Origin of the sequence: Streptomyces sp. NPDC005811 (assembly GCF_040630405.1) — a bacterium.
Classification (GTDB): domain Bacteria; phylum Actinomycetota; class Actinomycetes; order Streptomycetales; family Streptomycetaceae; genus Streptomyces.
On the sequence record NZ_JBEXXK010000028.1, the window covers coordinates 63,504 to 87,780 of the forward strand.

The 24,277-nt window shown below is 70.7% G+C and carries 19 protein-coding genes; 7 read left to right on the forward strand and 12 right to left on the reverse strand.

Going from position 1 to position 24,277, the window contains the following annotated elements; all coding sequences use genetic code 11:
• Nucleotides 1-18: 18 nt before the first annotated feature.
• Nucleotides 19-2,094, reverse strand: coding sequence for a transketolase (tkt, locus tag ABZ490_RS28330; RefSeq protein WP_358995673.1), 2,076 nt, complete (start codon nucleotides 2,092-2,094; stop codon nucleotides 19-21).
• Nucleotides 2,095-2,239: 145 nt separating this feature from the next.
• Here tkt and ABZ490_RS28335 point away from each other — a divergent pair, with 145 nt between their 5' ends.
• The 3 genes from ABZ490_RS28335 to ABZ490_RS28345 all read left to right on the forward strand — a co-directional run bounded on the left by ABZ490_RS28335 (nucleotide 2,240) and on the right by ABZ490_RS28345 (nucleotide 4,915).
• The gene (locus tag ABZ490_RS28335) at nucleotides 2,240-3,136 is read left to right on the forward strand and encodes an AraC family transcriptional regulator (protein ID WP_358995676.1); all 897 of its coding nucleotides are present in this window, start codon (nucleotides 2,240-2,242) and stop codon (nucleotides 3,134-3,136) included.
• 266 nt (nucleotides 3,137-3,402) lie between these two features.
• The gene (locus ABZ490_RS28340; protein WP_358995679.1) at nucleotides 3,403-4,173 is read left to right on the forward strand and encodes a 2-phosphosulfolactate phosphatase; all 771 of its coding nucleotides are present in this window, start codon (nucleotides 3,403-3,405) and stop codon (nucleotides 4,171-4,173) included.
• Between the two features lie 61 nt (nucleotides 4,174-4,234).
• Entirely contained in the window at nucleotides 4,235-4,915 is a 681-nt protein-coding gene (locus tag ABZ490_RS28345) for an SDR family NAD(P)-dependent oxidoreductase (RefSeq protein WP_358995682.1), read from the forward strand.
• An 84-nt stretch (nucleotides 4,916-4,999) separates the two neighbouring features.
• On the opposite strand, the gene ABZ490_RS28350 is transcribed toward ABZ490_RS28345, so the two are convergent.
• The 4 genes from ABZ490_RS28350 to ABZ490_RS28365 form a co-directional block, all read right to left on the reverse strand.
• Nucleotides 5,000-6,397, reverse strand: a complete 1,398-nt coding sequence (locus tag ABZ490_RS28350) for a glycoside hydrolase family 16 protein (protein ID WP_358995685.1) — start codon at nucleotides 6,395-6,397, stop codon at nucleotides 5,000-5,002.
• A 174-nt stretch (nucleotides 6,398-6,571) separates the two neighbouring features.
• The gene (locus ABZ490_RS28355) at nucleotides 6,572-7,822 is read right to left on the reverse strand and encodes an Ig-like domain-containing protein (protein ID WP_358995688.1); all 1,251 of its coding nucleotides are present in this window, start codon (nucleotides 7,820-7,822) and stop codon (nucleotides 6,572-6,574) included.
• A 169-nt stretch (nucleotides 7,823-7,991) separates the two neighbouring features.
• Nucleotides 7,992-8,750, reverse strand: coding sequence for an IclR family transcriptional regulator (locus ABZ490_RS28360; protein WP_358995691.1), 759 nt, complete (start codon nucleotides 8,748-8,750; stop codon nucleotides 7,992-7,994).
• Between the two features lie 28 nt (nucleotides 8,751-8,778).
• Entirely contained in the window at nucleotides 8,779-9,204 is a 426-nt protein-coding gene (locus ABZ490_RS28365) for a MarR family transcriptional regulator (RefSeq protein WP_358995882.1), read from the reverse strand.
• 256 nt (nucleotides 9,205-9,460) lie between these two features.
• Here ABZ490_RS28365 and ABZ490_RS28370 point away from each other — a divergent pair, with 256 nt between their 5' ends.
• The 4 genes from ABZ490_RS28370 to ABZ490_RS28385 are packed head-to-tail and all read left to right on the forward strand — an operon-like array spanning nucleotide 9,461 to nucleotide 13,254.
• Nucleotides 9,461-10,378, forward strand: coding sequence for an SDR family oxidoreductase (locus ABZ490_RS28370; protein WP_358995694.1), 918 nt, complete (start codon nucleotides 9,461-9,463; stop codon nucleotides 10,376-10,378).
• A gap of 3 nt (nucleotides 10,379-10,381) precedes the next feature.
• A complete protein-coding gene (locus ABZ490_RS28375) occupies nucleotides 10,382-11,266 on the forward strand; it encodes an amidohydrolase family protein (RefSeq protein ID WP_358995697.1) in 885 nt (294 codons plus the stop codon).
• 12 nt (nucleotides 11,267-11,278) lie between these two features.
• Complete coding sequence (locus tag ABZ490_RS28380) at nucleotides 11,279-12,784, forward strand: long-chain fatty acid--CoA ligase (RefSeq protein ID WP_358995700.1); 1,506 nt, start codon at nucleotides 11,279-11,281, stop codon at nucleotides 12,782-12,784.
• A gap of 14 nt (nucleotides 12,785-12,798) precedes the next feature.
• Nucleotides 12,799-13,254: a MaoC family dehydratase gene (locus ABZ490_RS28385; protein WP_358995703.1), complete on the forward strand. Its 456-nt coding sequence runs from the start codon at nucleotides 12,799-12,801 to the stop codon at nucleotides 13,252-13,254.
• A 102-nt stretch (nucleotides 13,255-13,356) separates the two neighbouring features.
• On the opposite strand, the gene ABZ490_RS28390 is transcribed toward ABZ490_RS28385, so the two are convergent.
• The 7 genes from ABZ490_RS28390 to ABZ490_RS28420 form a co-directional block, all read right to left on the reverse strand.
• On the reverse strand, nucleotides 13,357-15,024 hold the full coding sequence (locus tag ABZ490_RS28390) for a histidinol-phosphatase (protein WP_358995706.1): 1,668 nt from the start codon (nucleotides 15,022-15,024) through the stop codon (nucleotides 13,357-13,359).
• 68 nt (nucleotides 15,025-15,092) lie between these two features.
• Complete coding sequence (locus ABZ490_RS28395; protein WP_358995709.1) at nucleotides 15,093-16,955, reverse strand: LamG-like jellyroll fold domain-containing protein; 1,863 nt, start codon at nucleotides 16,953-16,955, stop codon at nucleotides 15,093-15,095.
• A 77-nt stretch (nucleotides 16,956-17,032) separates the two neighbouring features.
• Nucleotides 17,033-19,975: a glycoside hydrolase family 2 TIM barrel-domain containing protein gene (locus ABZ490_RS28400; protein WP_358995712.1), complete on the reverse strand. Its 2,943-nt coding sequence runs from the start codon at nucleotides 19,973-19,975 to the stop codon at nucleotides 17,033-17,035.
• Complete coding sequence (locus ABZ490_RS28405; protein ID WP_358995715.1) at nucleotides 19,972-20,808, reverse strand: carbohydrate ABC transporter permease; 837 nt, start codon at nucleotides 20,806-20,808, stop codon at nucleotides 19,972-19,974. Before ABZ490_RS28405 ends, ABZ490_RS28400 begins: the two co-directional genes overlap by 4 nt.
• Nucleotides 20,809-20,822: 14 nt before the next feature.
• On the reverse strand, nucleotides 20,823-21,779 hold the full coding sequence (locus ABZ490_RS28410; RefSeq protein ID WP_358995718.1) for a sugar ABC transporter permease: 957 nt from the start codon (nucleotides 21,777-21,779) through the stop codon (nucleotides 20,823-20,825).
• Nucleotides 21,779-23,065: an extracellular solute-binding protein gene (locus ABZ490_RS28415; RefSeq protein ID WP_358995722.1), complete on the reverse strand. Its 1,287-nt coding sequence runs from the start codon at nucleotides 23,063-23,065 to the stop codon at nucleotides 21,779-21,781. The genes ABZ490_RS28410 and ABZ490_RS28415 overlap by 1 nt, the downstream gene beginning before the upstream one ends.
• A gap of 147 nt (nucleotides 23,066-23,212) precedes the next feature.
• Entirely contained in the window at nucleotides 23,213-24,232 is a 1,020-nt protein-coding gene (locus tag ABZ490_RS28420; RefSeq protein WP_358995885.1) for a carbohydrate kinase family protein, read from the reverse strand.
• Nucleotides 24,233-24,277: the final 45 nt, after the last annotated feature.

Below are 24,277 nucleotides of genomic sequence, written 5' to 3' on the forward strand. Positions count from 1 at the left end.
TTCTTTCTGGCGTTCGGATCAACCACGCGCGGCAGCAAGGGATTCCCGGGCTGCGGCGGCGACGTTCTCGGCGGTGAAGCCGTACTCGGCGAACAGGGTGTCCGCGTCGGCGGAGGCGCCGAAGTGTTCGAGGGAGACGACGCGGCCGGCGTCCCCGACGTACCGGTGCCAGGTGAGACCGATCCCGGCCTCGACCGCGACCCGGGCCTTCACGGCCGGCGGCAGCACGCTGTCGCGGTACTCCCGCGGCTGCTCCTCGAACCACTCCACGGACGGCATCGACACCACCCGCGTCCCGACCCCCTCGGCCTCCAGCAGTTCCCGCGCGGCGACGGCGAGCCGCACCTCCGAGCCGGTGGCGACGAGCACGACCTCCGGGGTCTGCGTCGACGACTCGCGCAGGACGTAACCGCCCTTCGCCGCATCGGGGTCGAGGGGGTACGTCGGCACGCCCTGCCGGGTCAGCGCCAGCCCGTGCGGGGCGGGGCGGGTGGCGTGCCTCCGGAGGATCTCGGCCCAGGCGACGGCGGTCTCGTTGGCGTCGGCCGGGCGGACCACGTTCAGCCCGGGGATGGCGCGCAGCGAGGCCAGGTGCTCGACCGGCTGGTGGGTCGGGCCGTCCTCGCCGAGGCCGATGGAGTCGTGCGTCCACACGTACGTCACCGGCAGCTGCATCAGCGCCGACATCCGCACGGCGTTGCGCATGTAGTCGGAGAACACCAGGAACGTGCCGCCGTAGACACGGGTGTTGCCGTGCAGCGCGATGCCGTTCATCTCCGCGGCCATCGAGAACTCACGGATGCCGAAGTGGATCGTACGGCCGTAGGGGTCGGCCCCGGGCAGCGGATTGCCCACGGGCAGGAAGGAGGAACTCCCGTCGATCGTGGTGTTGTTGGAGCCCGCCAGGTCGGCGGAGCCGCCCCAGAGCTCGGGCAGCACCGCGCCGAGGGCCTGGAGCACCTTGCCGGAGGCGGCACGCGTGGCGACGGACCTGCCGGGCTCGAACACCGGCAAGGCGTCCTCCCAGCCTTCGGGGAGCTGTCCCGCAACGACCCGGTCGAACAGGGCGGCCCGCTCAGGGGCGTCGGCGCGCCACTCGGCGAGCCGCCTGTCCCAGGCGGCGTGGGCCTCGGCGCCCCGGTCGAGCGAGCCGCGGGTGTGGGCGAGGACATCGTCGTCGACCTGGAAGGACCGCTCGTGGTCGAAGCCGAGGAGGCGCTTGGTGGCGGCGACCTCCTCCGCGCCGAGCGCCGAGCCGTGGGAGGCCTCGGTGTTCTGCGCGTGGGGGGCGGGCCAGGCGATGATCGTGCGCAGGGCGACGATCGAGGGACGCGAGGTCTCGGCCTGCGCCGCCTGCAGAGCCGTATACAGGGCGTATACGTCGACGTCGCCGTTGTCCGCCGGGTCGACGCGCCGCACGTGCCAGCCGTAGGCCTCGTACCGCTTCAGCACGTCCTCCGAGAACGCCGTCGCGGTGTCGCCCTCGATGGAGATGTGGTTGTCGTCGTAGAGGAGGACCAGGCCGCCGAGCCTCTGGTGCCCGGCGAGGGAGGAGGCCTCCGCGGAGACACCCTCCTCCAGGTCGCCGTCGGAGACGATCGCCCACACGGTGTGGTCGAACGGGGACTCGCCCGCGGGCGCCTCGGGGTCGAACAGGCCGCGCTCGTAGCGGGCGGCCATCGCCATGCCGACGGCGTTGGCGACCCCCTGGCCCAGCGGGCCCGTGGTCGTCTCGACGCCCGCCGTGTGCCCGTACTCGGGGTGCCCCGGCGTCTTGGACCCCTGGGTCCGGAAGGTCTTCAGGTCCTCCAGATCCAGCTCGTAGCCGGAGAGGAACAGCTGGGTGTAGAGCGTCAGCGAGGTGTGGCCGGGGGAGAGGACGAAGCGATCACGGCCCGTCCACTCCGGGTCGGCCGGATCGTGACGCATCACCTTCTGAAAGATCGTGTACGCGGCGGGCGCCAGGCTCATCGCGGTGCCCGGGTGGCCGTTGCCCACCCGCTGTACGGCATCAGCCGCCAAAAGGCGGGCGGTGTCGACGGCACGCCGGTCGAGTTCGGTCCACTCGAAACGGTACGGAGGCTGCGTGCTCATCTTCAAGAAATCCTCATTGGGAGAGGCGAAGCTTTCTGCCGCGTTCAAACTTAAAAGTCTGACTTTTATGGGGGAAGGTCTTCCTGTGTCAGCCTGTGGTGAAAGTGGGACACTGGCGGCAGCGGCAGGACGGCACGAGAAGGACATGGCGGACAGACGGCCCCAAGACGGAACCGCCGGAGACGGCATCAGAACCTTCGCCTTCCCCGTCGAGCTGAGCCTCGGCGGCGTCGGCATGCAGGTCGGCCCCATGGGCGCGGGCCGCACCTGGCACGCCGGCGACGCCCCGCTCGACCGCGTCCACCGCATCGACTTCCACGTGGTGATGCTGTTCGACGACGGCCCCGTACGGCACATGATCGACTTCGCGGAGTACGAGGCGACCGCAGGCGAACTGCTCTGGATCCGCCCGGGCCAGGTCCACCGCTTCTCGACGACGAGCGAGTACCACGGCACCGTCCTGACCATGCAGCCCGGTTTCCTACCCCGCGCCACCGTCGAAGCCACCGGCCTCTACCGCTACGACCTGCCGCCCCTGCTCCGCCCGGACGCCCCGCAACTCGCCGCCCTGCGCGCCGCACTCGGCCACCTCCGACGGGAGTACGAGGACAGCGCGTCCCTGCCCCCCGCCCTGCACACGGCCGTGCTCCGGCACTCCCTCACCGCGTTCCTGCTGCGCCTCGCCCACCTCGCGACCAGCTCCGCGGAGGCCGGACGGCGCACCGAGTCGACCTTCACCCTCTTCCGGGACGCGGTGGAACGGGACTTCGCCACCCAGCACAGCGTCAGCGCCTACGCCGACGCCCTCGGCTACTCCCGCCGCACCCTCGTCCGCGCGGTCCGCGCCGCCACCGGCGAGACCCCCAAGGGCTTCATCGACAAACGGGTCGTCCTGGAGGCGAAGCGGCTGCTCGCCCACACGGAACTGCCGATCGGGCGCGTCGGGGCGGCGGTGGGATTCCCGGATCCGGCGAACTTCTCGAAGTTCTTCCACTTGCATACCGGGGTGACGCCGGTGGGGTTTCGGGCGGAGTTGCGGTGAGGGCGGATGCTTGGCGGTTGGCGGTTGGCGGTTGGCGGTTGGCGGTCGGCGGTCGGCTGTCCACTGTCGACGGTCGACCGCCGGCTGGCGAAGGTCAACGGTCGCCGGTCACTCGTTGCCGGTCGGCAGTCGGCAGTCGGCAGTCGGCAGTCGGCAGTCGGCGGTCGGCAGTCAGCACTCGACGGTCGCCGGTTGATCGTGGACAGTCTTCCGTCGACCGGCGGGGGGTTGATCCCGGCGACGGTATGCGGTGAGACTGCCCTCTCATGACTGACTGGTTCCTTCAGCAAGGGCACGGCGTCCGGTTCGACTGGGGTCCCGTCGGTGCGCGGGAGCTGGCCGGGGACGTGGCCTGTCTCGTGGTGGTCGACGTCCTCTCGTTCACCACGTCGGTCACCGTGGCCGTGGAGCGCGGTACCCAGGTCTTCCCGTACCCCTGGCGGGACGCCACCGCACGCGCCTTCGCCGACGCGCAGAAGGCCGAACTGGCCGTCGGCCGCAGGGAGATGACCGCAGAGGCGCCCTGGTCGCTCTCGCCCGCCGCTCTCCGTCGGGCGCCCTTCGCTCCGCGGCTGGTGCTGCCGTCGCCGAACGGTTCGGCGATCGCCGCGGCGGCCGGCGGTACGACCGTGATCGCGGGATGTCTGCGCAACGCGACGGCCGTGGGGCGGCGGCTCGCCGCCCAGGGGTACGGGACCGAGGACCGGCCCGTCGGTGTGGTCGCCGCCGGTGAGCGCTGGACCGACGGCAGCCTGCGGCCCGCGCTGGAGGATCTGCTGGGGGCCGGTGCCGTCATCGCCGAGTTGCGTGTTCAGGGAGCAGGCCCCCTGTCGCCCGAGGCGTCCGCCGCTCGGGCCGCCTTCATGGGGACCCCGGACGTGGCGGACACGGTGGCCGACTGCGCCTCGGGGCGGGAGCTGATCCGGGGCGGCTTCCCTGACGACGTGGCGATCGCGACCGAGCTGGACGTGTCCGCCGCCGTGCCCGTGCTCACGGACGGCTCCTTCACCGCGGTACCGGAGGCGGGGCGCCGCTGATCCGGTGCCGTCCTCTGCGAGGCTTGTGCCCGGTACGGGCCGGGTGGTGAAGGGGCGCGCAGTGATCGCATTGGTGACCGGGGCGAACCGTGGCATCGGGCACGAGGTGTCCCGTCGATTCCTCGGCCTGGGCTGGACGGTCCTGGTCACCGCCCGGTCCGAGCGGGCCGCGCGGGAGGCCGCCGCAGGGCTCGGCACGGGCGCGCATCCGTTGCGGCTGGACGTGACGAGTCCGGGCGACGCGGAGGAGGCGGCCCGGGTGCTGCGGGAGCGGTTCGGCGGGCTCGACGTGCTGGTCAACAACGCGGCGATCACCTACGACACCTGGCAACGGGCCGTCGGCGCCGACCTGGACGTCGTACGGGAGGCCTTGGAGACCAATCTGTACGGGCCTTGGCGGCTGGCGCAGGCCATGCTGCCGCTGTTGCGGGCGAGCCGTCGGCCACGGGTCGTGAACGTCTCCAGCGAGGGCGGGTCGCTGGCCGGTATGACCGGCGGCACGCCCGCCTACTCGGTGTCCAAGGCCGCGCTGAACGCGCTCACCCGGCTGCTCGCGGGCGAACTGCGCGCCGACGGCGTGCTGGTCAACTCCGTCTGCCCCGGCTGGGTCGCCACCGACATGGGTGGTCCGGGCGGCCGGCCCGTCGCCGAGGGGGCCGCCGGGATCGTATGGGCCGCGACACTCCCCGACGACGGCCCCACCGGCGGCTTCTTCCGCGACGGGCGGCCACTGCCCTGGTGACGTTGCGTCAAAAGATCTGCGCCGCATCAGTCCGAGTTCGCCGGCCGGCGGGGCGGCCTCTCGTCCCGCCGGCGTGGGGCTGTGTCAGTGGCCGAACGTGAACCAGTTGACGTTGACGAAGTCCGCCGACTGCCCGCTGGTGAAGGTGAGATACACGTCGTGCGTGCCGGTGACGGAGCTGATGTTGGCCGGAACGGTCTTCCAGGTCTGCCAGCCACCGGTGTTGGCCACCGAGAAGCTGCCGACCGGTGCGCTCGTGGGGCTGTCCAGGCGTACTTCGACCAGCCCGCTGACCCCGGAGGCCGCTCCGCTGGCGACCCGCGCACTGAACTGGGTCGCCGCTGTGGAGCTGAAGTTGACGCCCTTGTACAGCGCCCAGTCGCCGTTGGCGACGTAGCCGATGTCCTGGCCGCCGCCGGTGTCGGTGGTGGTCTCGGTCGTGACGCCGGACTGGCTGTCGTAGGACTCGGCCTGGATCGTGGAGTAGGCGTCGCGGCTGCCGGACGTGGGCGTGGGCGTGGTGGTACCGCTCCCACTGCCCGCGGCCTGGAGCACCTGCACATAGTCGACGACCATCGGGTGGCCCGACTCGGTGGCGCTGTCGAGGCCGCCGCCGAGGGCGTCGGGGAAGGCGCCGCCCATCGCCACGTTCAGGATGACGAAGAAGCCGTGGTTGGTGGCGTTGGTCCAGGTGGTCGCGTCGACCTGACTGGCCGTCACCGTGTGGTAGTTGACGCCGTCGACGGAGAAGCGGATCGCCTCGGGGGAGACCGAGCGGTCCCATTCCATCGTGTAGGTGTGGAAGCCCGACTGGCAGGTGGTGCCGGGGCAGGCCGTGGAGTTGCCGATGCCGGTGGTCTCGTTGCAGGGGCCGCCCGGGTTGGTGCCGCAGTGCATCGTCGCCCAGACCTTGTTGAGGCCCTGGACGTTCTCCATGATGTCCAACTCGCCCACGCCGGGCCAGTTCTGGTAGTTGCCGCGGTACGGGGCGCCCAGCATCCAGAACGCCGGCCAGTAGCCCTCGGCCGCGGTGCCGGTGACGTTCGGCATCTGGAGTCGTGCCTCCACGCGGAGTTTGCCGCCGGACGGGGGCTGGAAGTCGGTGCGGACCGTCTCGATCCGGCCGGAGGTCCAGTTGCCCGCGGAGTCGCGCACCGGGGTGATGCGCAGATTGCCGCTGCCGTCGAGGGAGACGTTGGTGGTGCTGCTGGTCATCGTCTCGACCTCGCCGGTGCCCCAGTTCGCGGGGCCGCCGGGATAAGAAGTCCCGGTGCTGTACTGCCAGTTGGAGGTATTGACGCCGGTGCCCGCGGTGCCGTTGAAGTCGTCGAGGAAGACCTGCGTCCAGCCCGAGGGGGGTGTGGGAGCGGAGGCGTTCGCGGGCAGGGTGACGGCGGTCGCCGCCGCGGCCGCCAGACCGAGGGTGCCGAGGACGGCGACGAGGGCACGTCGCCGTCTGGACATGCCGGAGGGAGCACTCATGGGGGGACCTCTCGGGTACGGAGGGGTGGGGTGCGGGTGACACGGTGGGAGCGCACTTTGAGAGCGCTCTCAAAGTGCGCCCAATGTGCTCTCCGTCCCGAGAGGCGTCAAGAGTTAAAGCGAGGAAAGTCCTTTCGTCGCAAGGAAGTTCAGGGAGTGAAGCACGCAAACGGGCTAAACCGCGCTGCCCGCCTTCCAGTCCGCCCACGACAGGTTCCAGCCGTTGAGGCCGTTGGACGCCTCGACGGTCTTGTCGCCCGAGTTCTTCACGATCACCACGTCGCCGAGCATGGAGCTCTCGTAGAACTTGTAGCCCGCGACCGAGCTGTCGCTCGCGCCCTTGGTGTCGTGCAGGCCGACGCAGCCGTGGCTGGTGTTCTGGCTGCCGAAGACGGAGGTGGAGGCCCAGTAGTTGCCGTGGACGAAGGTGCCGGAGGTGGTCAGGCGCTGGGCGTGCGGCACGTCGGAGATGTCGTACTCGTCGCCGAGGCCGACCGTCGAGGACTCCATGCGGGTCTGCTTGAACCGCTCGCTGATCACCATGATCCCGGCCCAGGTGGTGTGCTCGGCGTTGCCGCCGGAGACGGGGTAGGTGGCGTAGGTCGCCCCGTCCCGCTTCACCACCATCTCCTTGGTCGACAGGTCGACGGTGCTGATCTGGTTGCGGCCGATGTGGAAGGTGACGTCCTTCGACTGGATACCGTAGACACCATCCTGTCCTTCGACGTCCTTCAACCGCAGACCGAGCGTGATCTTGGTGCCGGACGCCCAGTACGTCTCCGGTCGGAAGTCCAGCCGGGTGTCGCTGAACCAGTGGCCCACGATCTCCACCGCCGGCTCGGCGGTCACCGTGATCGCCTTCTGTACGGCGGCCCGGTCCTTCACGGCCTTGGTGAAGTTGATCGACACGGGCATGCCGACGCCGGAGGTCGAGTTCGCCTCCGGGGTGAAATAGCCCACGAACGTCTCGCCGGGCGACTTGGTCGTGAACGTGGTCGTCTCGGCGTCGGCGCCCTCGGCCTGCGCGGTGACCGTGTACTTCGTGCCCGAGTACGGGTTCTTCGACGACGTCCACCGGGTCTTCGCGTCGTTCAGGGAGCCCTCGAGCGTCGAGCCGTCGTTGCCCGTCACCTTCACGGACGCCAGGGTGCCGTCGGTCACCGCCACCTCGACGGGGCTGCCGAACGCGGCCTTCCTGGTGCCGTCCGCGGGGGTGACCGCGATCACCGGCGTCCTCGCGGCCGCCGAGGCCTTCGCCGCGGCGGACGCCCGGGCGCCGCCCGAGCCCTCCGAGGCGTCCGCCGACCCGGTACTGCAGCCGGTCAGCGCGGCGGCCGGCGCGACCCCCAGGACGGCCAGGATCCCGCGCCGGGACCACCCCTCCGTCCGTCGCCCGAACCGGTTCGATATGTGCGAGACGCCCACGGCACGCCTTCCTGAGTTGTCCACCTTTGCACCGGCATCCTGCGCCCCGCACATTGGTTGATCCTTTGAATACCCATGCCGCAGGCTGAGATTTCCGTGAGGAGAGGCTGGGAGGGGCTCCGCCACCGCCGCCGGCCGGCTCGCCGCACCCCCGGGAGTAGCGGCGGGCTCAGTCCCGGGCCCCCTCCGGCTGCCACCCCAGTGCCCGGGAGATACCGCGCGCGGCGACCCGTACGGCAGGGGCGAGGACCGGCACCTGGGCGTCGGCGTGGGGAACGACCACCGACACGGCGGCGACCACCGCACCGCCCGGCCCGCGCACGGGTGCGGCCACCGACAGGGCGTCCTCGGTCACCTGACGGCTGCTCACCGCGACGCCGGTGCGCCGGACTTCGGCCAGCATCCGGCGCAACCGGGCCGGATCGGTGACGGTGTGGGCGGTGTAGGACGCCAACGACCCGGTGCAGTAGGTCTCTTGGAGTGCCGTGTCGCCGTGGGCCAGCAGGACGAGGCCGACCCCGGTGACGTGCAGCGGCCAGCGGGCGCCCACCCGGATGTGCACCCCGACGGCCGAACGCCCGGAGATCCACTCGGTGTAGACGACCTCGGAGCCGTCCCGCACCGCCAGCTGCACGTTCTCATGGGTGGCTTCGTACAGGTCCTCCAGATACGGCAGTGCCACCTGCCGCAGTGCCAGTCCGCGCGGCGCGAGCGCGGCGATCTCCCACAGCCGCAGCCCGACGTGGTAGAGGCCGGAGGCGTCCCGCTCCAGCGCGCCCCATGCGGTGAGCGCGCCCACCAGCCGGTGGGCGGTGGTCAGGGTCAGCCCGGCGCGCCGGCCGATGTCGCTCAGGGACAGCGCCGGATGGGCGTGGTCGAACGCGGCGAGCACGGCCAGCAGCCGGTCGGGCGCGGAACGGGAGGTCATGGCGGGGCCGGGAGGCGGGTCCGTGGCATCAGCTCGGCCCGTCCTCGGTGACCCGCAGCAGCAGGGCGTGCAGCGTCTCGCGCTCGGCGGGGTCCAGCGGGCCGAGGAGTTCGTTGGTCACCCGCAGTCCGGCCTCGTCGGTGCCGCGCAGGAAGGCGCGGCCGTCCTCGGTGAGGACGACGATCCGGCTGCGCCGGTCGTCGGGGGCGGGCCGGCGTTCGGCGAAATCCAGTTTCTCCAGGTCGTCGACCAGGCCGACGATCGCGCTCGGGTCGTAGCCGAGCCGTGCGCTCAGCTCGCGCTGGAGCGCGCCCTCGGCGGTGGCCAGGAAGCGCAGCACGGCGTAGTGGCGCAGGCGCAGCCCCGACTCCTGGAGGAAGGAGTTGAAGAGCTGGCCGGAGCGCAGGCCCAGCCGGTAGAGCAGATAGCCCGTGTCCGCGTGCAGTCCCCGCATCCACGGCTCGTTCCCGTCGATCGGGGCGGCGGCGTTCACTGCGTTGTCCTGGCGGGCGATGGCGGGCTCCCTGGTCTCGGCCCCCCTTCGGCCGGCGGGGGCGGTGTGTCGTACAGATTCCAGCATGACTCACCCGCAGGTGGACAACAACTATTGACGTCAACAATTATTGCTCTTAGCTTCGATCTCGCAGTCGCACCTCCCGCCGCTCCACGTGACCCCCTCGTGGCCATGGCTCTTTTGAAGGGACTCGCTCGTGACCAGCATCGATCTCACCGGCAAGGTCGCCGTCGTCACCGGCAGCGGCCGGGGCCTCGGCCTCGCGTACGCCCAGGCCCTCGCCGCGCACGGCGCCCGCGTGGTGATCAACGACGTCGACGAGGCCGTGGCCGAGGCGGCCGTGAAGTCCATCGTGGAGGCCGGCGGCACGGCCGTCGCCGAGGTGGTCCCGGTCGGCACCACCGAGGCCGCCGAGCGGCTGGTGAACCGGGCCGTCGAGGAGTTCGGCCGGCTGGACGTCCTGGTCACCAACGCGGGCATCCTGCGCGACAAGGTGCTGTGGAAGATGACCGACGACGACTTCGACGCGGTGATCACCACCCACCTCAAGGGCACCTTCACCTGCGCCCGCGCCGCCGCCGTGCGGATGCGCGAGCAGGGCGAGGGCGGCACCCTCATCCTGGTCGGCTCACCGGCCGGCCAGCGCGGTAACTTCGGCCAGACGAACTACGCCGCCGCCAAGGCCGGCATCGCCGCCTTCGCCCGCACCTGGGCGATGGAGCTGGGCCGCGCGAACATCACCGTCAACGCGATCGTGCCGGTCGCCGCGACCGCGATGACCGAGACCATCCCCGCCTTCGCCCCGTACATCGAGGCCATGCGGAACGGCGAGCCGCTGCCGGACTTCCTGCGCAAGGGCGAGGGCTTCGGCACGCCCGAGGACTGCGCGGCGCTCGTGCCGTTCCTCGCCTCCGAGGCCGCCCGGGGCGTCACCGGCCAGGCCATCGGCATCGGCGGCGACAAGGTGGCACTCTGGTCGCATCCGCAGGAGGTCAAGGCGGCCTACGCCGACGGCGGCTGGACCCCCGAGAGCCTGGCCGCCGCCTTCCCCACCTCGGTCGGCGCCGAATTGCAGACCGTCGGCATACCGGCGCCGAAGTTCCCGGAGGCCTGAGCCATGACGACCCTCAACGTCGAGGAACTCGTCGCGATCGACGTCCACACCCACGCGGAGGTGTCCTCGAAGGGCCACTCCTCGCTCGACGACGACCTGCACGACGCGTCCTCCGCCTATTTCAAGGTGGAGGGCAAGCGGAAGCCGACCATCGAGGAGACGGCCGCCTACTACCGGGAGCGGAGGATGGCCGCCGTGATCTTCACGGTGGACGCCGAGTCCGCGACCGGCACGGCCCCCGTCCCCAACGAGGAGGTCGCCGAGGCCGCCGCCGCCAACGCCGACGTCCTCATCCCCTTCGCCTCCATCGACCCCTTCCGCGGGAAGGCGGGTGTGCGGCAGGCGCGCCGGCTGGTCGAGGAGTACGGGGTGAAGGGCTTCAAGTTCCACCCCAGCATCCAGGGCTTCTTCCCCAACGACCGGGCGGTGGCGTACGACCTGTACGAGGTCATCGAGGAGACCGGCACCATCGCCCTCTTCCACACCGGCCAGACGGGGATCGGCGCCGGGGTCCCGGGAGGCGGCGGCATCCGCCTGAAGTACTCCAACCCGCTCCACGTCGACGACGTCGCCGCCGACTTCCCGCACCTCAAGATCATCCTGGCGCATCCGTCCTTCCCCTGGCAGGACGAGGCCCTCGCCGTCGCCACCCACAAGCCGGGTGTGCACATCGACCTGTCCGGCTGGTCGCCGAAGTACTTCCCGCCGCAGCTCGTGCAGTACGCGAACACCCTGCTGAAGGACAAGGTCCTCTTCGGCTCCGACTTCCCCGTCCTCACCCCCGACCGCTGGCTCGCCGACTTCGACAAGCTGACGATCAAGGACGAGGTGAAGCCGAAGATCCTCAAGGAGAACGCCGCCCGGCTGCTCGGGCTGACGAGACCATAAGGGGCGTGGCAGATGCGCAACGAGGGACTGGGGTCATGGCCCGCACGCCGGGCGCGCAAGACCCCGCACCGCACCGCCCTGGTCCACGGTGAACGGTCGACGGACTACCGCACATTGCATACACGCGTCACGCGGCTGGCCCACGCCCTGCGCGCCCGGGGCGTCCGCCGCGGCGACCGGGTCGCCTACCTCGGCCCGAACCACCCCTCCTACCTGGAGAGCCTGTTCGCGGCCGGCACGCTCGGCGCGGTCTTCGTGCCGCTCAACACCCGCCTCGCGGGCCCCGAGATCGCCTACCAGCTCGCCGACTCCGGCGCCAAGGCCCTCGTCTACGGCCCCTCGCACGCGGGCCTGGTCGCGGGGCTGCCGGGCAGCGCGGACGTACGGACGTACCTCGAGGTCGGCGCCGAGTACGAGGACGTGCTGGCCGCGGCCTCCGACGAGCCGATCGACGAGCCGGTCGGCGCCGACGACACCTGCATCATCATGTACACCTCGGGCACGACCGGTCGGCCCAAGGGCGCCATGCTCACGCACGGCAACCTCACCTGGAACGCGATCAACGTCCTCGTCGACACCGACCTGATCGCCGACGAGCGGGCCCTGGTCTCCGCGCCGCTGTTCCACACGGCCGGCCTGAACATGCTGACGCTCCCGGTGTTCCTCAAGGGCGGCACCTGCGTCCTGGTCGAGGCCTTCGACCCGGAGGCCACCTTCGACCTGATCGAACGGCACCGGATCACCTTCATGTTCGGGGTGCCGACGATGTTCGACCAGGTGGCCCGCCATCCGCGCTGGGCCGACGCGGACCTGTCCAGCCTGCGCATCCTGACCTGCGGCGGCTCCCCGGTCCCGACCCCGCTGATCGCCGCCTACCAGGAACGCGGACTCACCTTCCTCCAGGGGTACGGGATGACCGAGGCGTCCCCCGGCACGCTGTACCTGGACGCCGAGCACGCGATCAGCAAGGCCGGCTCGGCCGGAGTCCCGCACTTCTTCAGCGACGTCCGCGTCCTCGCCCCCGACCTCACCCCGGTCGGACCCGGCGAGACGGGCGAGGTCCTGGTCCGCGGTCCGCACGTCATGCCCGGCTACTGGGGACTGCCCGAGGAGACCTCCGCGTCCTTCGCCGACGGCTGGTTCCGCAGCGGGGACGCGGCGAAGGTCGACGACGACGGTTATGTGTACATCGTCGACCGTATGAAGGACATGATCATCTCCGGTGGGGAGAACATCTACCCCGCCGAGATCGAGGACCTCCTGCTCTCCCACCCCGACATCGTCGAGGCCGCCGTCATCGGTGTGCGCGACGACAAGTGGGGCGAGGTGCCGCGCGCCGTCGTCGTGCTCCGCCAGGGCGCCGCGCTGGACCCCGACGAGGTGCTGGCCTCCCTGGCCGGACGGCTCGCCAAGTACAAGATCCCCAAGTCGGTGGTGGTCGCGGACGACCTTCCGCGCACGGCCTCCGGGAAGCTCCTCAAGGCCCGGGTGCGCCAGCGCTTCGGCACCAACTCTTAACTAAGGACAGCGATATGAGCATCACGGTCAACGGCCTCGACGAGCTGAAGAAGCTGGCCGGCAGCGACCTGGGCACCAGCGAGTGGATCGAGGTCACCCAGGAGCGCATCGACACGTTCGCCGACGCGACCGGCGACCACCAGTGGATCCACGTGGACCCGGAGAAGGCGGCGGCCGGGCCCTTCGGCGCCCCGATCGCCCACGGTTACCTGACCCTCTCCCTCTTCATCCCGCTGTTCACCGAGCTGCTGGACGTCCAGGGAGTGACGACGAAGGTCAACTACGGCCTGAACAAGGTGCGTTTCCCCTCGCCGGTGAAGGTCGGCTCCCGGATCCGCCTCGTCGGCAAGCTCGCCGAGGTCGAGGACGTGCCGGGCGGTGTGCAGATCACCGTCGACGGGGCGATCGAGATCGAGGGCGGCGCCAAGCCGGCGGCTGTGCTGCAGAGCCTGTCCCGCTTCTACGCGTAGGGCTCCGCCGGTGGAGCCGTAGGTCCGAGGTGGTGGGGAACTGCGGGACCGTCGTGGCGGTCGCGCAGTTCCCCGTGCCCCTGACGGGGCGCTCGGGCGCTCCTAGCGCACGACGTCCACGAAGACCGGGTTGGAGTAGAACCAGGTGTCCGCCCACGGGTCGCCGTTGCCCGGCTCGTGCGGGATCGGGCCGTGCGGGTCGACGGCCGCGCCGAGGTAGCCGGCCCCGTGCCGGTTGCCGTCGCTGCCGCGCAGCCGGACGTAGAAGGACTCGTCCCCGACCGTCAGCGGGACACGCAGGGTGTACGTCCCCGTGCGGCCCGACACGTCGTCCGTGTGGACGACCTTCGTGTCGGGCGCCCGCCAGGTGTCCCGGTCGGTCACCGGGCCGCGCACCGCACCCCGGATCACGTCCACGTGCGCCAACTCCGGCAGGGTTCCCTGGGAGTTGGGTCGGGAGGCGGTCGTCACGGTGACGTACAGCGTGATCCGCTCGCCCTTGCGGACCCGCAGCCGGCCGCCGAGGGTGACGCCCCGGCCGCCCTCGCAGTCCCGCTTCACCCGCACGTCGAGCCCGTCCAGCAGGTGCCCGTGGTCCAGCCAGACACGGCCGGCCCGCAGGCCCTCCATCACCGCGCGGTAGCCGTAGCGGGTCACGCCGACGTGGGTGCGGCTGAACTCGCCGGGCCAGAAGTCGCTTCCGGGCTGCGCGGTGTCGGTGTTCACCGGGTCGGGCAGCTTGCCGGTGTTGTCGAAGTTCTGCCCGGCCGGCCAGTCGCCGTTCTTCCAGGTGTCGAAGACGGTCCGGTGGTTGTCGGAGTTGGTGGTGATCGTGAACAGCCGGCCCTCGGCCAGCATCGCGTCCCACAGCCCGCCGACGGTCGCCGTCGCCCAGTCGAAGCCGCCGTACGTGAGGTAGGCGTCCGCCGGGTAGCCCGCCCACGACTGCGCCGACGGCTTGTTCTCGTACTCGCCGCGGATCGAGGTGGAGGCGCGCCAGCCGGGGATGGCCGCGCCCTGGGCGCCGGGCGCGCCCTCCATGCCGATCATGATCTCGGGGGCCGCGTCACGCCAGTTGCGCATCTCGTGCGGGGAGTCGATGCCCAGCCGCAGCGGGTGGTTGGCGAGCACGAGGACGTCGTCGACGTAGCCCGAACGCCGCTGCTCCGCCAGCCACTTGATCGCCTTGACGGCGTGGGCCTCGTTGCGGGCGGTGTCGGCGGCCCCGGCGGAGCCCTCGGTGTAGCCGAGCAGCTTGCCGTCGTAGGCGAGCTCGAACTGGGTGAGCAGGTCGACCTCGTGGGCGCCCGGCGCGGCGAACACCGTGCAGTGCTCGGCGGCCGGGATGTACCACTCCAGGCCCTGGAAGATCAGCTGGCGCGGGTTCTCCGCGCGGGCCTTGAGGATCTCCTGGTGCTCCAGCGCGGCGCCGTAGTGGGCGTGGCCGAAGTTGGAGTGCTCGTTGAACACCATCCAGTCCAGGCCGTACCGGGCGGCGGCCCTGGCCTGCTGGGAGAACGTGTACTTGGCGTCGTGGCTGTAGACGGAGTGGACGTGATGGTCGCCGACGAGATACGCGAGGCGGGGGTCCTGGCCGCCGAGGCCGCGGCCGGAGGCGGCGAACGCGGGCACCGCGGCCGGGCCGAGGGCGAACGCGGCGCCGAACAGACCCGCGCGGCGCAGGAGTCCGCGGCGGGAGACGCCCTGGGCGTCGAGGGCGGCGGGGGAGACGGACGGGTCGGCCCACTCGGGGAGCTGCTGCTCGGTCATGGTGGTGTGAGTCCTCTTCGAGGGCGTCAGTGGTTCATGATCAGCGGTTCGTGATCAGCGGTTCGTGATCAGTGGTTCATGAAGGAGGAGACGGGCAGCGCCCGTGCGACGATCCGGACGTCGCCGAGGCGGCCGTGCAGGATCTGGTCGATCTGCCCGCCGTACTCGTAGCCGCCGAGCAGCCACGGCAGGCCGACGGAGGTGATGCCCACGGCCTTCGCCTTCGGGTTGCGCACGACCGGGCAGCCCTCGACGTACAGCGTGGTGTGCGTGCCGTCGTTGACGACCGCGAGGTGCCACCAGGTCTCCAGCGGGGTCTCCTGGCCCCAGTTGGTGGCGATGCCCTCCTGGTTGAGCGGGCGCATCGCCCACTGCGGCTCGCGGTCGTTGGACAGCGACAGCGTGGCGAGCGGCTCGTCGGGGTCGTCGCCCGTCTTGCCCGCCGCGCCCCCGGTTCCCGTCCGGCTGACCAGCCCCGACCAGGCGTGGTGCGCAGGGTCCCAGTCGGCCGGGAGACGGTAGAACGCCTCGAGGGTGTAACCGTCCTCGAACGTCGCGGAGTTCAGTGGGGCGCCGTCGACCGTGCGCAGATAGGCGCCCTTGAGCGGCGACTTGTAGCCGCGGAACTCCAGGCTGCCGTGGCCGGGTTGGTCCGGGTGGTGGTCCGAGGACCAGCCCAGGGTGCCGCCGCCGACGGTGACGAGGGTGAGGTCGTTGCCGCGTCCGGACAGGTCGCGGACGGTGCCGGAGACGGCCGTACCGTCGTCGTGGCCGTCGAAGCGCCAGTAGGCGACCGTGTCGCGGGTGAGGACCTTCGACGCCGGGCGCGCGGGGCGGGCCGGGACCGGGGCGAAGCCGGAGAAGCGGTCGGTGAAGTCGATGTCGACCGAGAACCGGTCGGCGTCACCGCTGAGTTCGATCTCCTGCCGCTCCAGCTCGTTGAGCCCCTTCGCGGCCCGGCCGAGGATCCACGGGGAGACGGTCTCCACGTCGATCACCTTGCGGTCGAGGTCGAAGCGGTACAGGCGGATCATCGCCGCGCCGCCGAAGTAACGGTTCTGATAGTTCGTCAGATGCAGATGGACGTCATGTCCCGCCGCGTTCTTGCGGGTCGCCCGTCCGGCGGGCCAGTAGTGCCCGTTGAGGGTGAGGAAGATCTGGTCGTGGTCGTGGATCAGCCGGTCCCACAGCTGCTGCCCGTACGCCGACAGCGCGTCGTCCTCGACGACGAGTTCGTGCGTGGTGAGGACGACCGGTGTCGTGGGGTGGGCGGCCAGGACGTCCTTCGCCCAGGCGTACCCCTGGTCCGACAGCCGCCAGTCCAGCGCCAGCACCATCCACTCCCGCCCGGCGGCCCGGAACAGATGGAAGGTGTTGTAGCCGTCGGGGGAGGCCCCGCCGAAGGAGGACTTCCCCCGGAACCGGCGGGGACCGAAGGTGTCCAGGTACGGGGTCGACCCGCGCTGGTCGGTCGTCGAGGACCTCACGTCGTGGTTGCCGGCCAGGACGCTGTAGCCCACCCCCCGCCGGTCGAGCAGCTCGAACGCCTCCCCGATCGCGGCGAACTCGGCGGCCGCGCCGTTCTGCGTGAGATCGCCGAGGTGGGACAGGAACACGATGTTCTCGTCCTTCCCGCCCCCGTGCTCCAGGAGGTACCGCAGGGACGCCTCGACCGGCGCCTTGTCGATGCTCGGGCCGTCGAAGAGGTACTGCGTGTCGGGCATCACGGCGAGCGTGAAGCGGCGGCTCGCGGTGTCCGGACGCCAGGCGGCCGACGTCGCCTGCGCGGCGGCCGCCTCGGCGGAGGCCGCGGGCAGTGCGACCGAGGCCGTGGCCGCGGCGCCGAGCAGCGCCGTGGCCCGCAGGAAGCTGCGCCGTCCGGCGCCGGCCTGCGCGGCCTCACACGGTTCTTGGGCATGCGAAGTACACACGTGTGCTCCGTTGGGGAAGAGCCGGGAAGAGCAGGGGAAAGTCGGGAGAGTCGAACAGTCCTTGCGGTGATGGGGGGTTACGGGGTGCGCAGGGTCCAGCTCCAGCGATGGACACCCGGCGCGACGAGGTAGGAGGGGAAGGTGTCGGGACCGCACGAGGCCGTGCCGAGGCCCCGGTGCGCCGCGTCGACGTGCACCACGCAGGCCGCGCGCGGCACCAGTTCGTCGTGATGGGCGGCGGCCGTCAGATCGTCGGCGCGGTAGCGCGTGACGGAGACCTGCCGGGGCTCGTCCGGGGTGACCACGAGACCCGGCGCGTCCGGACCGGAGAGGACGAAGCGCCGTACGCCGTGCCGGCCGCCGCTCTCCTGCGGACGCAGATAGGGGGTGAACAACTCATCGACGGCCAGGGCGTGATGGCCCACCGGGGCGCCCCCGCTGCGGTCCGGGTAGGACTCCCAGGGGCCCTGCCCGAACCACTCCAGGCGGTCCAGCCCGGCGACCGTCTCGAAGACCGTCCCGACCCGCGCCACGTCGTCGAACTCCTCCGGCAGCTCGGCGAGTTCGTCCACCCGGACGCCACCCTCGACCGGGGTGAACACCTGCCGGTGCCGGACCACGCCGGTGGTGCCCGCGTACTCCGCGAGCACGGTCACCGCGTCACCGTCACGCCGTACCGACACCACCTTGCGCACCAGGGCGTCCAGGCCCCAGGTCCGCCAGCGCAGCGCCATGCCGCCCAGTTCGTCGTTGTCGGTGGGCGCCCGCCACAGGGACAGCACGGGCCCGGCGGTCAGCAGCGGATGGACCAGCAGCCCGTCCGCGTCGACCTCCACGGCACCGGGGACCGGCAGGTCCTCGGCCGCGACGGCCTCCCGCAGCAGCACCTGCGGCGCGCACACCTCGGTACCGCGCGGAGCCCACGCCAGATCCTCGGCGGTCGTCACCCGCAGCGTCAGCCACGCCTCGCCGCCGTCCTCCGGCAGCTCCAGCGGCAGCGGGACCACCGCCGTCTCCCCCGGGAGCAGCGAGGGGAGTTCGGCCGGGGCGGTCAGCGTACGGCCGTCCGCGAGCGCCAGTTCCCACTCGCCCGCGAGCCACTCCAGGCCCCGGAAGTGCTGGTGGTTGGAGACGACCAGCCCCTCGTGCCGGAACAGCTCCAGCCGTACCGGCGCGGCGAGTTCACGGTGCTCGAACATGACGGGCTTCGGGGTGCGGTCGGGGAAGACCACGCCGTCCGCGATGAACGCGCCGTCGTGGTCCTTCTCGCCGAAGTCACCGCCGTACGCCCAGCGGTAGCCGGGAGCGGTGACACCGTTGTCGTAGAGCCCGGCGCCCCCGCGCCCGACCGGTCTTCCGTCGTTCACGGATTGAAGGATTCCGTGGTCCCAGAACTCCCAGATGAACCCGCCCTGAAGACCCGGGGTGGCCTCGATGGCGGCCCAGTGGTCGGCCAGCGTGCCGTTGCTGTTGCCCATGGCGTGCGAGTACTCGCACTGGATCAGCGGCTTGGTCTGCTCCCCGGACAGCGCGTGCGCCACGCAGTCCTCCAGCGGCGCGTACATCGGGCAGGCGATGTCGGAGGCGAGGTCCGGGTCAGCCCAGCCGCGCTTGGCCGCCCCCTCGTACTGCAGCGGCCGGGTCGCGTCGTGGCGGCGCACCCAGCCGGCGGCCGCGTCGTGGTTGGCGCCGTAGTCCGACTCGTTGCCCAGCGACCAGATGATCACCGAGGGGTGGTTCTTGTCCCGCAGCACCATCCGCGAGACCCGGTCCACGAACGCGTTCAGATAGCGCGGGTCGTCGGCGATCTCATGGGCGTGGTCGTGGGACTCGATGTCCGCCTCGTCGACCACGTAGAAACCGAGCTCGTCGGCCAGGTCGTACAGCGTCGGGTCGTTGGGGTAGTGCGCGGTGCGGATCGCGTTGAAGCCGAAACGCTTCAGCAGGACCAGGTCCGCGCGCATGTCGTCGTACGACACCGTCCGCCCCGTCAGCGGATGGAAGTCGTGCCGGTTCACGCCCCGGATGTAGATCCGCTCACCGTTGACCAGCAGGTCCCGGCCGACGATCTCGACGTCCCGGAAGCCGATCCGGTGCCGCGAGCGGTCGGCGACGCTGCCGTCGGCGCGGTGCAGCCGCACCGTCAGGCCGTACAGCTCGGGCGTCTCGGCGGTCCAGGCGCGCACCTCGGGCACGCGGGTCTGCATCCGTGCCTCACCGAGGAAGGCGGAGACGCGCTCGTCCTCGGCGTTGGCCCGGTCGAACTCCGTGTCCTGCGCGAGCGCCAGCCCGTCCAGCTCCCCGCTGACGTACCAGCCCTCCGGCAGCGCCCCGCCCGTGTCCCGCACCCGGCAGTCGACGCGCAGCTCCCCGTCCCGGGAGGCGCGTACGGCGACATCGGCCAGGTGCAGCGGGTCCGTCGTGTACAGCAGCACCGAGCGGGTGATCCCGCCGTGCCACCAGTGGTCCTGGTCCTCGATGTGCGAGGCGTCCGACCACTTGACCACCGTCAGCCGCAGCGTGTGCCGGCCGCCGGGGCGCACGACGTCCGTCAGGTCGAAGTCGGCGGCGAGGTGGGAGTCCTTGGAGATGCCGACAGGACGCCCGTCCACATGCACCAGCAGCACGCTCTCGGCGGCGCCGACCTGGAGGACGACGCGGCGGCCGGCCCAGTCGGCGGGGATGTCGATCTCCCGCTCGTAGACACCCGTCGGGTTGTCGTCGACCGGCGACAGTGGAGGGATTTCTGTATACGGCATACGGATGTTCAGATACTGCGGAAGGTCGACCGTCGACCGCAGCGGGTCGTCGGTGTTCTGCATGGTCCATACGCCCGGCACGGCCGCCGTGGACCAGGCACCGCCGACCGGCGCGTCCGGAGCGGACAGCAGCTGGAAACGCCAGTCGCCGTCCAGGGAGTGTGCTCCGGTGCGCCGGTCGACGGCGTTCATGGGCAGCCGCCCCCAGGAGGTCACCTCGGGGGCGGTCCAGGGGCGGAGCGTCAGCAGGGGGTCCGTCACTTGATCGCTCCCTTGGCGAGGTCGCCGATGATCTGGCGCGCGCCGACGGCGAACACGATGAGCAGGGGGATGAGCGCGAGCAGCGCGCCGGTCATGACCATTCCGTAATCCGTCGTTCCGTGGGTTCCGTTGAGCTGGGACAGCGCGACCTGGAGGGTGACGTTGTCCGGGTTGGTGAGGGCGATGAGGGGCCAGGCGTAGTCGTTCCACTGGCCCATGAAGGTGAAGATGCCGAGGAAGGCCAGGCCGGGGCGGACGACCGGCAGGGCCACGTGCCAGTACTGGCGGAGGAAGTTCGCGCCGTCGATGCGGGAGGCGTCGAGGAGTTCGTCGTGGATGGCGCTCTTCATGTACTGGCGCATCCAGAAGATGCCGAAGGCGTTGGCGGCCGCCGGCACGATCAGCGAGGTCATCGAGCCGATCCAGCCGAGCTTCGCCATGATGACGAACTGAGGGATGGCCGAGAGCTGGGCCGGCACCATGAAGATGATCATAAGCGAGGCGAACAGAAAGCGCTTGCCCGGGAAGGAGAACTTGGCGAAGACGAACGCCGCCAGCGAGTCGAAGAACAGCACCAGGAACGTCACCGTCCCCGCCACCAGCAGCGAGTTCGCCATCGAGCCGTAGAAGTCGATCGCGTCCAGGAGGTGGCGGAGGTTCTCCAGGAAGTGGGTGCCGGGCAGCAGCTTCGGCGGGTAGGAGAAGATCTCGCTCGACGCGTGCGTCGACATGATCACGGCCCAGTAGAACGGGAAGGCCGAGAGGAGCACACCGACGACGAGAGTCGTGTGCAGGGCGAGCGCGCGGCGCCGGGAACCCTTGATGGTTGCCATGGGGGTGGGGCCTCCTAGTCTTCGCCCCGGCGCTGCACCAGGCGCCAGTTGATGATCGAGAAGAGGACGACGACGAGGAAGATGCCCCACGCCACGGCAGCGCCGTAGCCGAAGTCGTTGTTGTCGAAGGTCTGCTGGAAGAAGTAGAGGACCATCGTCCGGCCGGCGTGGCCGGGGCCGCCGGAGAACGTCGAGTCGTTGGAGGTGTTCTGCAGCAGGACCTGCGGCTCGGAGAAGCTCTGCAGACCGGTGACCGTGGAGATCACGAGTACGAACAGCAGCACCGGCCGCATCATCGGCAGCGTGATCCGGAAGAACGTCTGCAGCGGACCGGCCCCGTCCATACGGGCGGCTTCATACAGTTCACCGGGGATTGTCTGCAATCCCGCGAGGAAGATGATCGCGTTGTATCCCGTCCACTGCCAGGTCATCAGCGTGGCGATGGCGATCTTGATGCCCCAGGGCGTGTTCAGCCAGGCCACCTGGTCCAGTCCCACGGCCTGCAGCAGCGCGTTCACCAGGCCGAAGTTGGTGGAGAACACCGAGCCGAAGATGATCGCGATCGCCACGACCGAGGTGACGTTCGGCAGGAAGTACGCGAACCGGTAGGCGTTCTTGAACCGGACCGCCGAATTCAGCAGCACGGCTGTCACCATCGCCAGGAAGATCATGGGGAAGGTGGCCAGTGCCCAGATGACGAGCGTGTTCCCGATCGAGCTCCAGAAGTCGCTGTCGCCCAGCAGGTACTGGTACTGCGACAGTCCGGCCCACTCCATCGGGCCGAGCCCGTCCCACCGGTGGAAGGACAGATACAGCGAGAAGCCGACCGGGACCAGGCCGAAACAGATGAACAGCAGATAGAACGGCGAGATCGCCGCGTACAGATGCCAGTGCTTGCGCAGGCCCTTGCGGGGCGGGGGAGCGGGGGCGGACTCCACGGAGACCGCGGGCTTGTCCAGCGCGGTGGCCATCAGTGGCTCACCCCCAGGTGGTCGGCGATCCGCCGGCACTTGCTCATGGCGTCCTTCCAGGCCTGGTCGGGGTTCTTGCCGAGGACACCGACGTTCTTGATCTCGTCCTTGATCGGCTGACCGAGCGCCACGTCGTACGGGCTGTTGTAGGCGACGGCGATCTTCTGCGCGGCGGGCCCGAAGACGTCCATGGTGACCTGGCCGCCGAAGAACGCGTCGGGCTCGCGCAGTTGCTCCAGGGCGTACGAGGCGGGCGTGGACGGGAAGAGGCCCGCGTCGACGTACCCCTGCGCCTGGTTGGCCGCGTCCAGCATCCAGGTGATGATCTTGAACGCCTGCTCGGGTTCCCGGCACGCCTTGGTGATCGCCAGGAACGAACCGCCGTTGTTGGAGGGCCGCACCGGCATGTCGGCCACCCGCCAGCGGCCCTTGGTCTTCGGCACGCCGTTCTTGAGGTCGTTGGTCGCCCAGGAGGCGCCGAGCTGGCTGGGCAGCTTGCCGTCCTGGACGGCGGAGAGCTGGTCGGGGGTGCCGTTGACCAGGTCCGAGACGATCCCGCGCCGCTTGGCCTCGACGGCGAGCGCCCAGGCGGCGCGCACATGCTCCTGGTCGCCGATGAAGTGGCGGTCCTTGTCGACGAACCGTCTGCTGCCCTGCTGCACCGCGTTCTCGAACACGGAGTTCACGTCGGTGAGCAGATACGTCCCCGGGATCCGCCGCTTGAGCCGCTCGCCCGCCGCGAAGAACTTCTCCCAGGTGTCGAGCTCCTTCGCCACGTCGTCCGGTTCGTACGGCAGCCCGGCCTTGCGGAAGACGTCGTACTGGTAGAAGTGCGCGACCGGGCCGCAGTCGATCGGGAAGCCGATCATCGAGCCGTCGTCGGCGATGCCCTGGTCCCACTTCCAGGCCAGGTACCGGCTCCGGTACTTCTCCGCGCCCAGCGTGCGCAGGTCCACGAACTGGTCCGCGTTGGGCAGGTAGGACGCCATGTCCTCGCCCTTGAGGCCCGCGACGTCGGGGACGTGGGCGCGGCCGGCCATGGTGGTGATCAGCTTGGAACGGTAGTAGCCGCCGATCTTGATGGCCTTGAGGTCGACCGTGCCGCCGTAGCGGGCCCGGGCCTTCTCGACGACGGTGTCGCCCAGACCGCCGTCCCAGTACCACAGGACCATGTTCCGGCCGGTCGAACCGGTCGGAACGGCACAGCCGGACGCCAGACCGCCGAGCGCGGTCGCGGCCGTACCGGCCAGACCGGCGCGCAGCAGGCCTCTACGTGAGAGCCGCAACTGCTCCCACCGCCTTTCGGATCTGTTCGCGTCTTCACAGACGTGATGCACAACCAGGGGCAAAGCTTCGGGCAGGGAAAGATTTCGGGCAGGGAAAGAGGAGATCGAAGAAGAGGAGGGCGAAGAAGAACGGGGGTGAAGGGGAGGTCAGGTCAGCCGGGCGGGCGGGGTGACCGGGGCGTGGCGCACCGGCGGGCCGACGTCCGCCGGGATGCGGTCGGCGAGGAATCCGTACGCCCGCTTCAGCTCGGGGTCCCGCAGCGACCGCCACCACCGGTCGACGCCGTACCAGCCGGGCGCGGCGAGCGCCCCGCCGTGGTGGCGTACGGACAGTCCGGCGGCCAGTACGGCGAACCGCAGCCGTTCCTCCAGCGGCCAGCCGCCGAGCGAGGCGGCGACGAAGCTCGCTCCGAACACGTCACCGGCGCCCGTCGCGTCCACGACATCGATGTCAAGGGCCGGGACGTCCGCGTACTCGCCGGTCGTCTGGTCCACCGCGAGCGCGCCGTCGCCGCCCCGGGTGACCACCGCCACCGGCACCAGTTCGGCGAGCGTGCCGAGGGCCGCGACCGCGCTGTCGGTGCGGGTGTAGGCCATCGCCTCGGTCTCGTTGGGGAGGAAGGCGTGGCACAGGGCGAGTTGCTCGAGCAACTCCGGAGACCACTGCTGGCTGGGGTCCCAGCCGACGTCGGCGTAGATCCGTGTGCCGTTCGCCGCGGCCTTGGCGAGCCAGGCCTGCGGCTCGGTCTCGATGTGCACGAGCGCGGTGCGCGCCTCGGGCGGGTCGCCCATCAGGACGTCCTGGGAGTACGGGGGCTCCTGGCCGTGGGTGACGAGCGCCCGGTCGTGGCCGTGCGCGAGGGCGACGGTGACGGGGGTGGGCCAGTCCTGCGCGACCCGGGAGCGCGAGAGGTCGACGCCCTCCTGGCCGGCGATGACCTCGTGGCAGTACGCGCCGTAGAAGTCGTCGCCGAAGACCGTGGCGAGGGAGGTGCGCAGGCCGAAGCGGGAGGCGGCGACCGCGAGGTTGGCGATGCCGCCGGGGCCGCAGCCCATGCCGGTGGTCCAGATCTCCTCGCCCGGCGTCGGCGGCTTGCCCAGGCCCGTGAGGACGAGGTCGTAGAAGAGCAGCCCGGTCAGCAGTACGTCGGGCCGGTCGTCGTCCACGGGGGCGTCCTCTCGTCGGGGCGGGATGTCGCTGTCGGGGAGATC

What these genes read in the sequence shown, in the direction of transcription:
- ABZ490_RS28365 (WP_358995882.1), bottom strand. Translation starts at nt 9,204, where the DNA reads ATGCGGGGACTGCACGCGGACACGGGCTATCTGCTCTACCGGCTGGGC.
- ABZ490_RS28380 (WP_358995700.1), top strand. Translation starts at nt 11,279, where the DNA reads ATGCGCAACGAGGGACTGGGGTCATGGCCCGCACGCCGGGCGCGCAAG.
- ABZ490_RS28360 (WP_358995691.1), bottom strand. Translation starts at nt 8,750, where the DNA reads ATGACCTCCCGTTCCGCGCCCGACCGGCTGCTGGCCGTGCTCGCCGCG.
- ABZ490_RS28375 (WP_358995697.1), top strand. Translation starts at nt 10,382, where the DNA reads ATGACGACCCTCAACGTCGAGGAACTCGTCGCGATCGACGTCCACACC.
- ABZ490_RS28410 (WP_358995718.1), bottom strand. Translation starts at nt 21,779, where the DNA reads ATGGCCACCGCGCTGGACAAGCCCGCGGTCTCCGTGGAGTCCGCCCCC.
- ABZ490_RS28385 (WP_358995703.1), top strand. Translation starts at nt 12,799, where the DNA reads ATGAGCATCACGGTCAACGGCCTCGACGAGCTGAAGAAGCTGGCCGGC.
- ABZ490_RS28390 (WP_358995706.1), bottom strand. Translation starts at nt 15,024, where the DNA reads ATGACCGAGCAGCAGCTCCCCGAGTGGGCCGACCCGTCCGTCTCCCCC.
- tkt (WP_358995673.1), bottom strand. Translation starts at nt 2,094, where the DNA reads ATGAGCACGCAGCCTCCGTACCGTTTCGAGTGGACCGAACTCGACCGG.
- ABZ490_RS28350 (WP_358995685.1), bottom strand. Translation starts at nt 6,397, where the DNA reads ATGAGTGCTCCCTCCGGCATGTCCAGACGGCGACGTGCCCTCGTCGCC.
- ABZ490_RS28340 (WP_358995679.1), top strand. Translation starts at nt 3,403, where the DNA reads ATGACTGACTGGTTCCTTCAGCAAGGGCACGGCGTCCGGTTCGACTGG.
- ABZ490_RS28335 (WP_358995676.1), top strand. Translation starts at nt 2,240, where the DNA reads ATGGCGGACAGACGGCCCCAAGACGGAACCGCCGGAGACGGCATCAGA.
- ABZ490_RS28405 (WP_358995715.1), bottom strand. Translation starts at nt 20,808, where the DNA reads ATGGCAACCATCAAGGGTTCCCGGCGCCGCGCGCTCGCCCTGCACACG.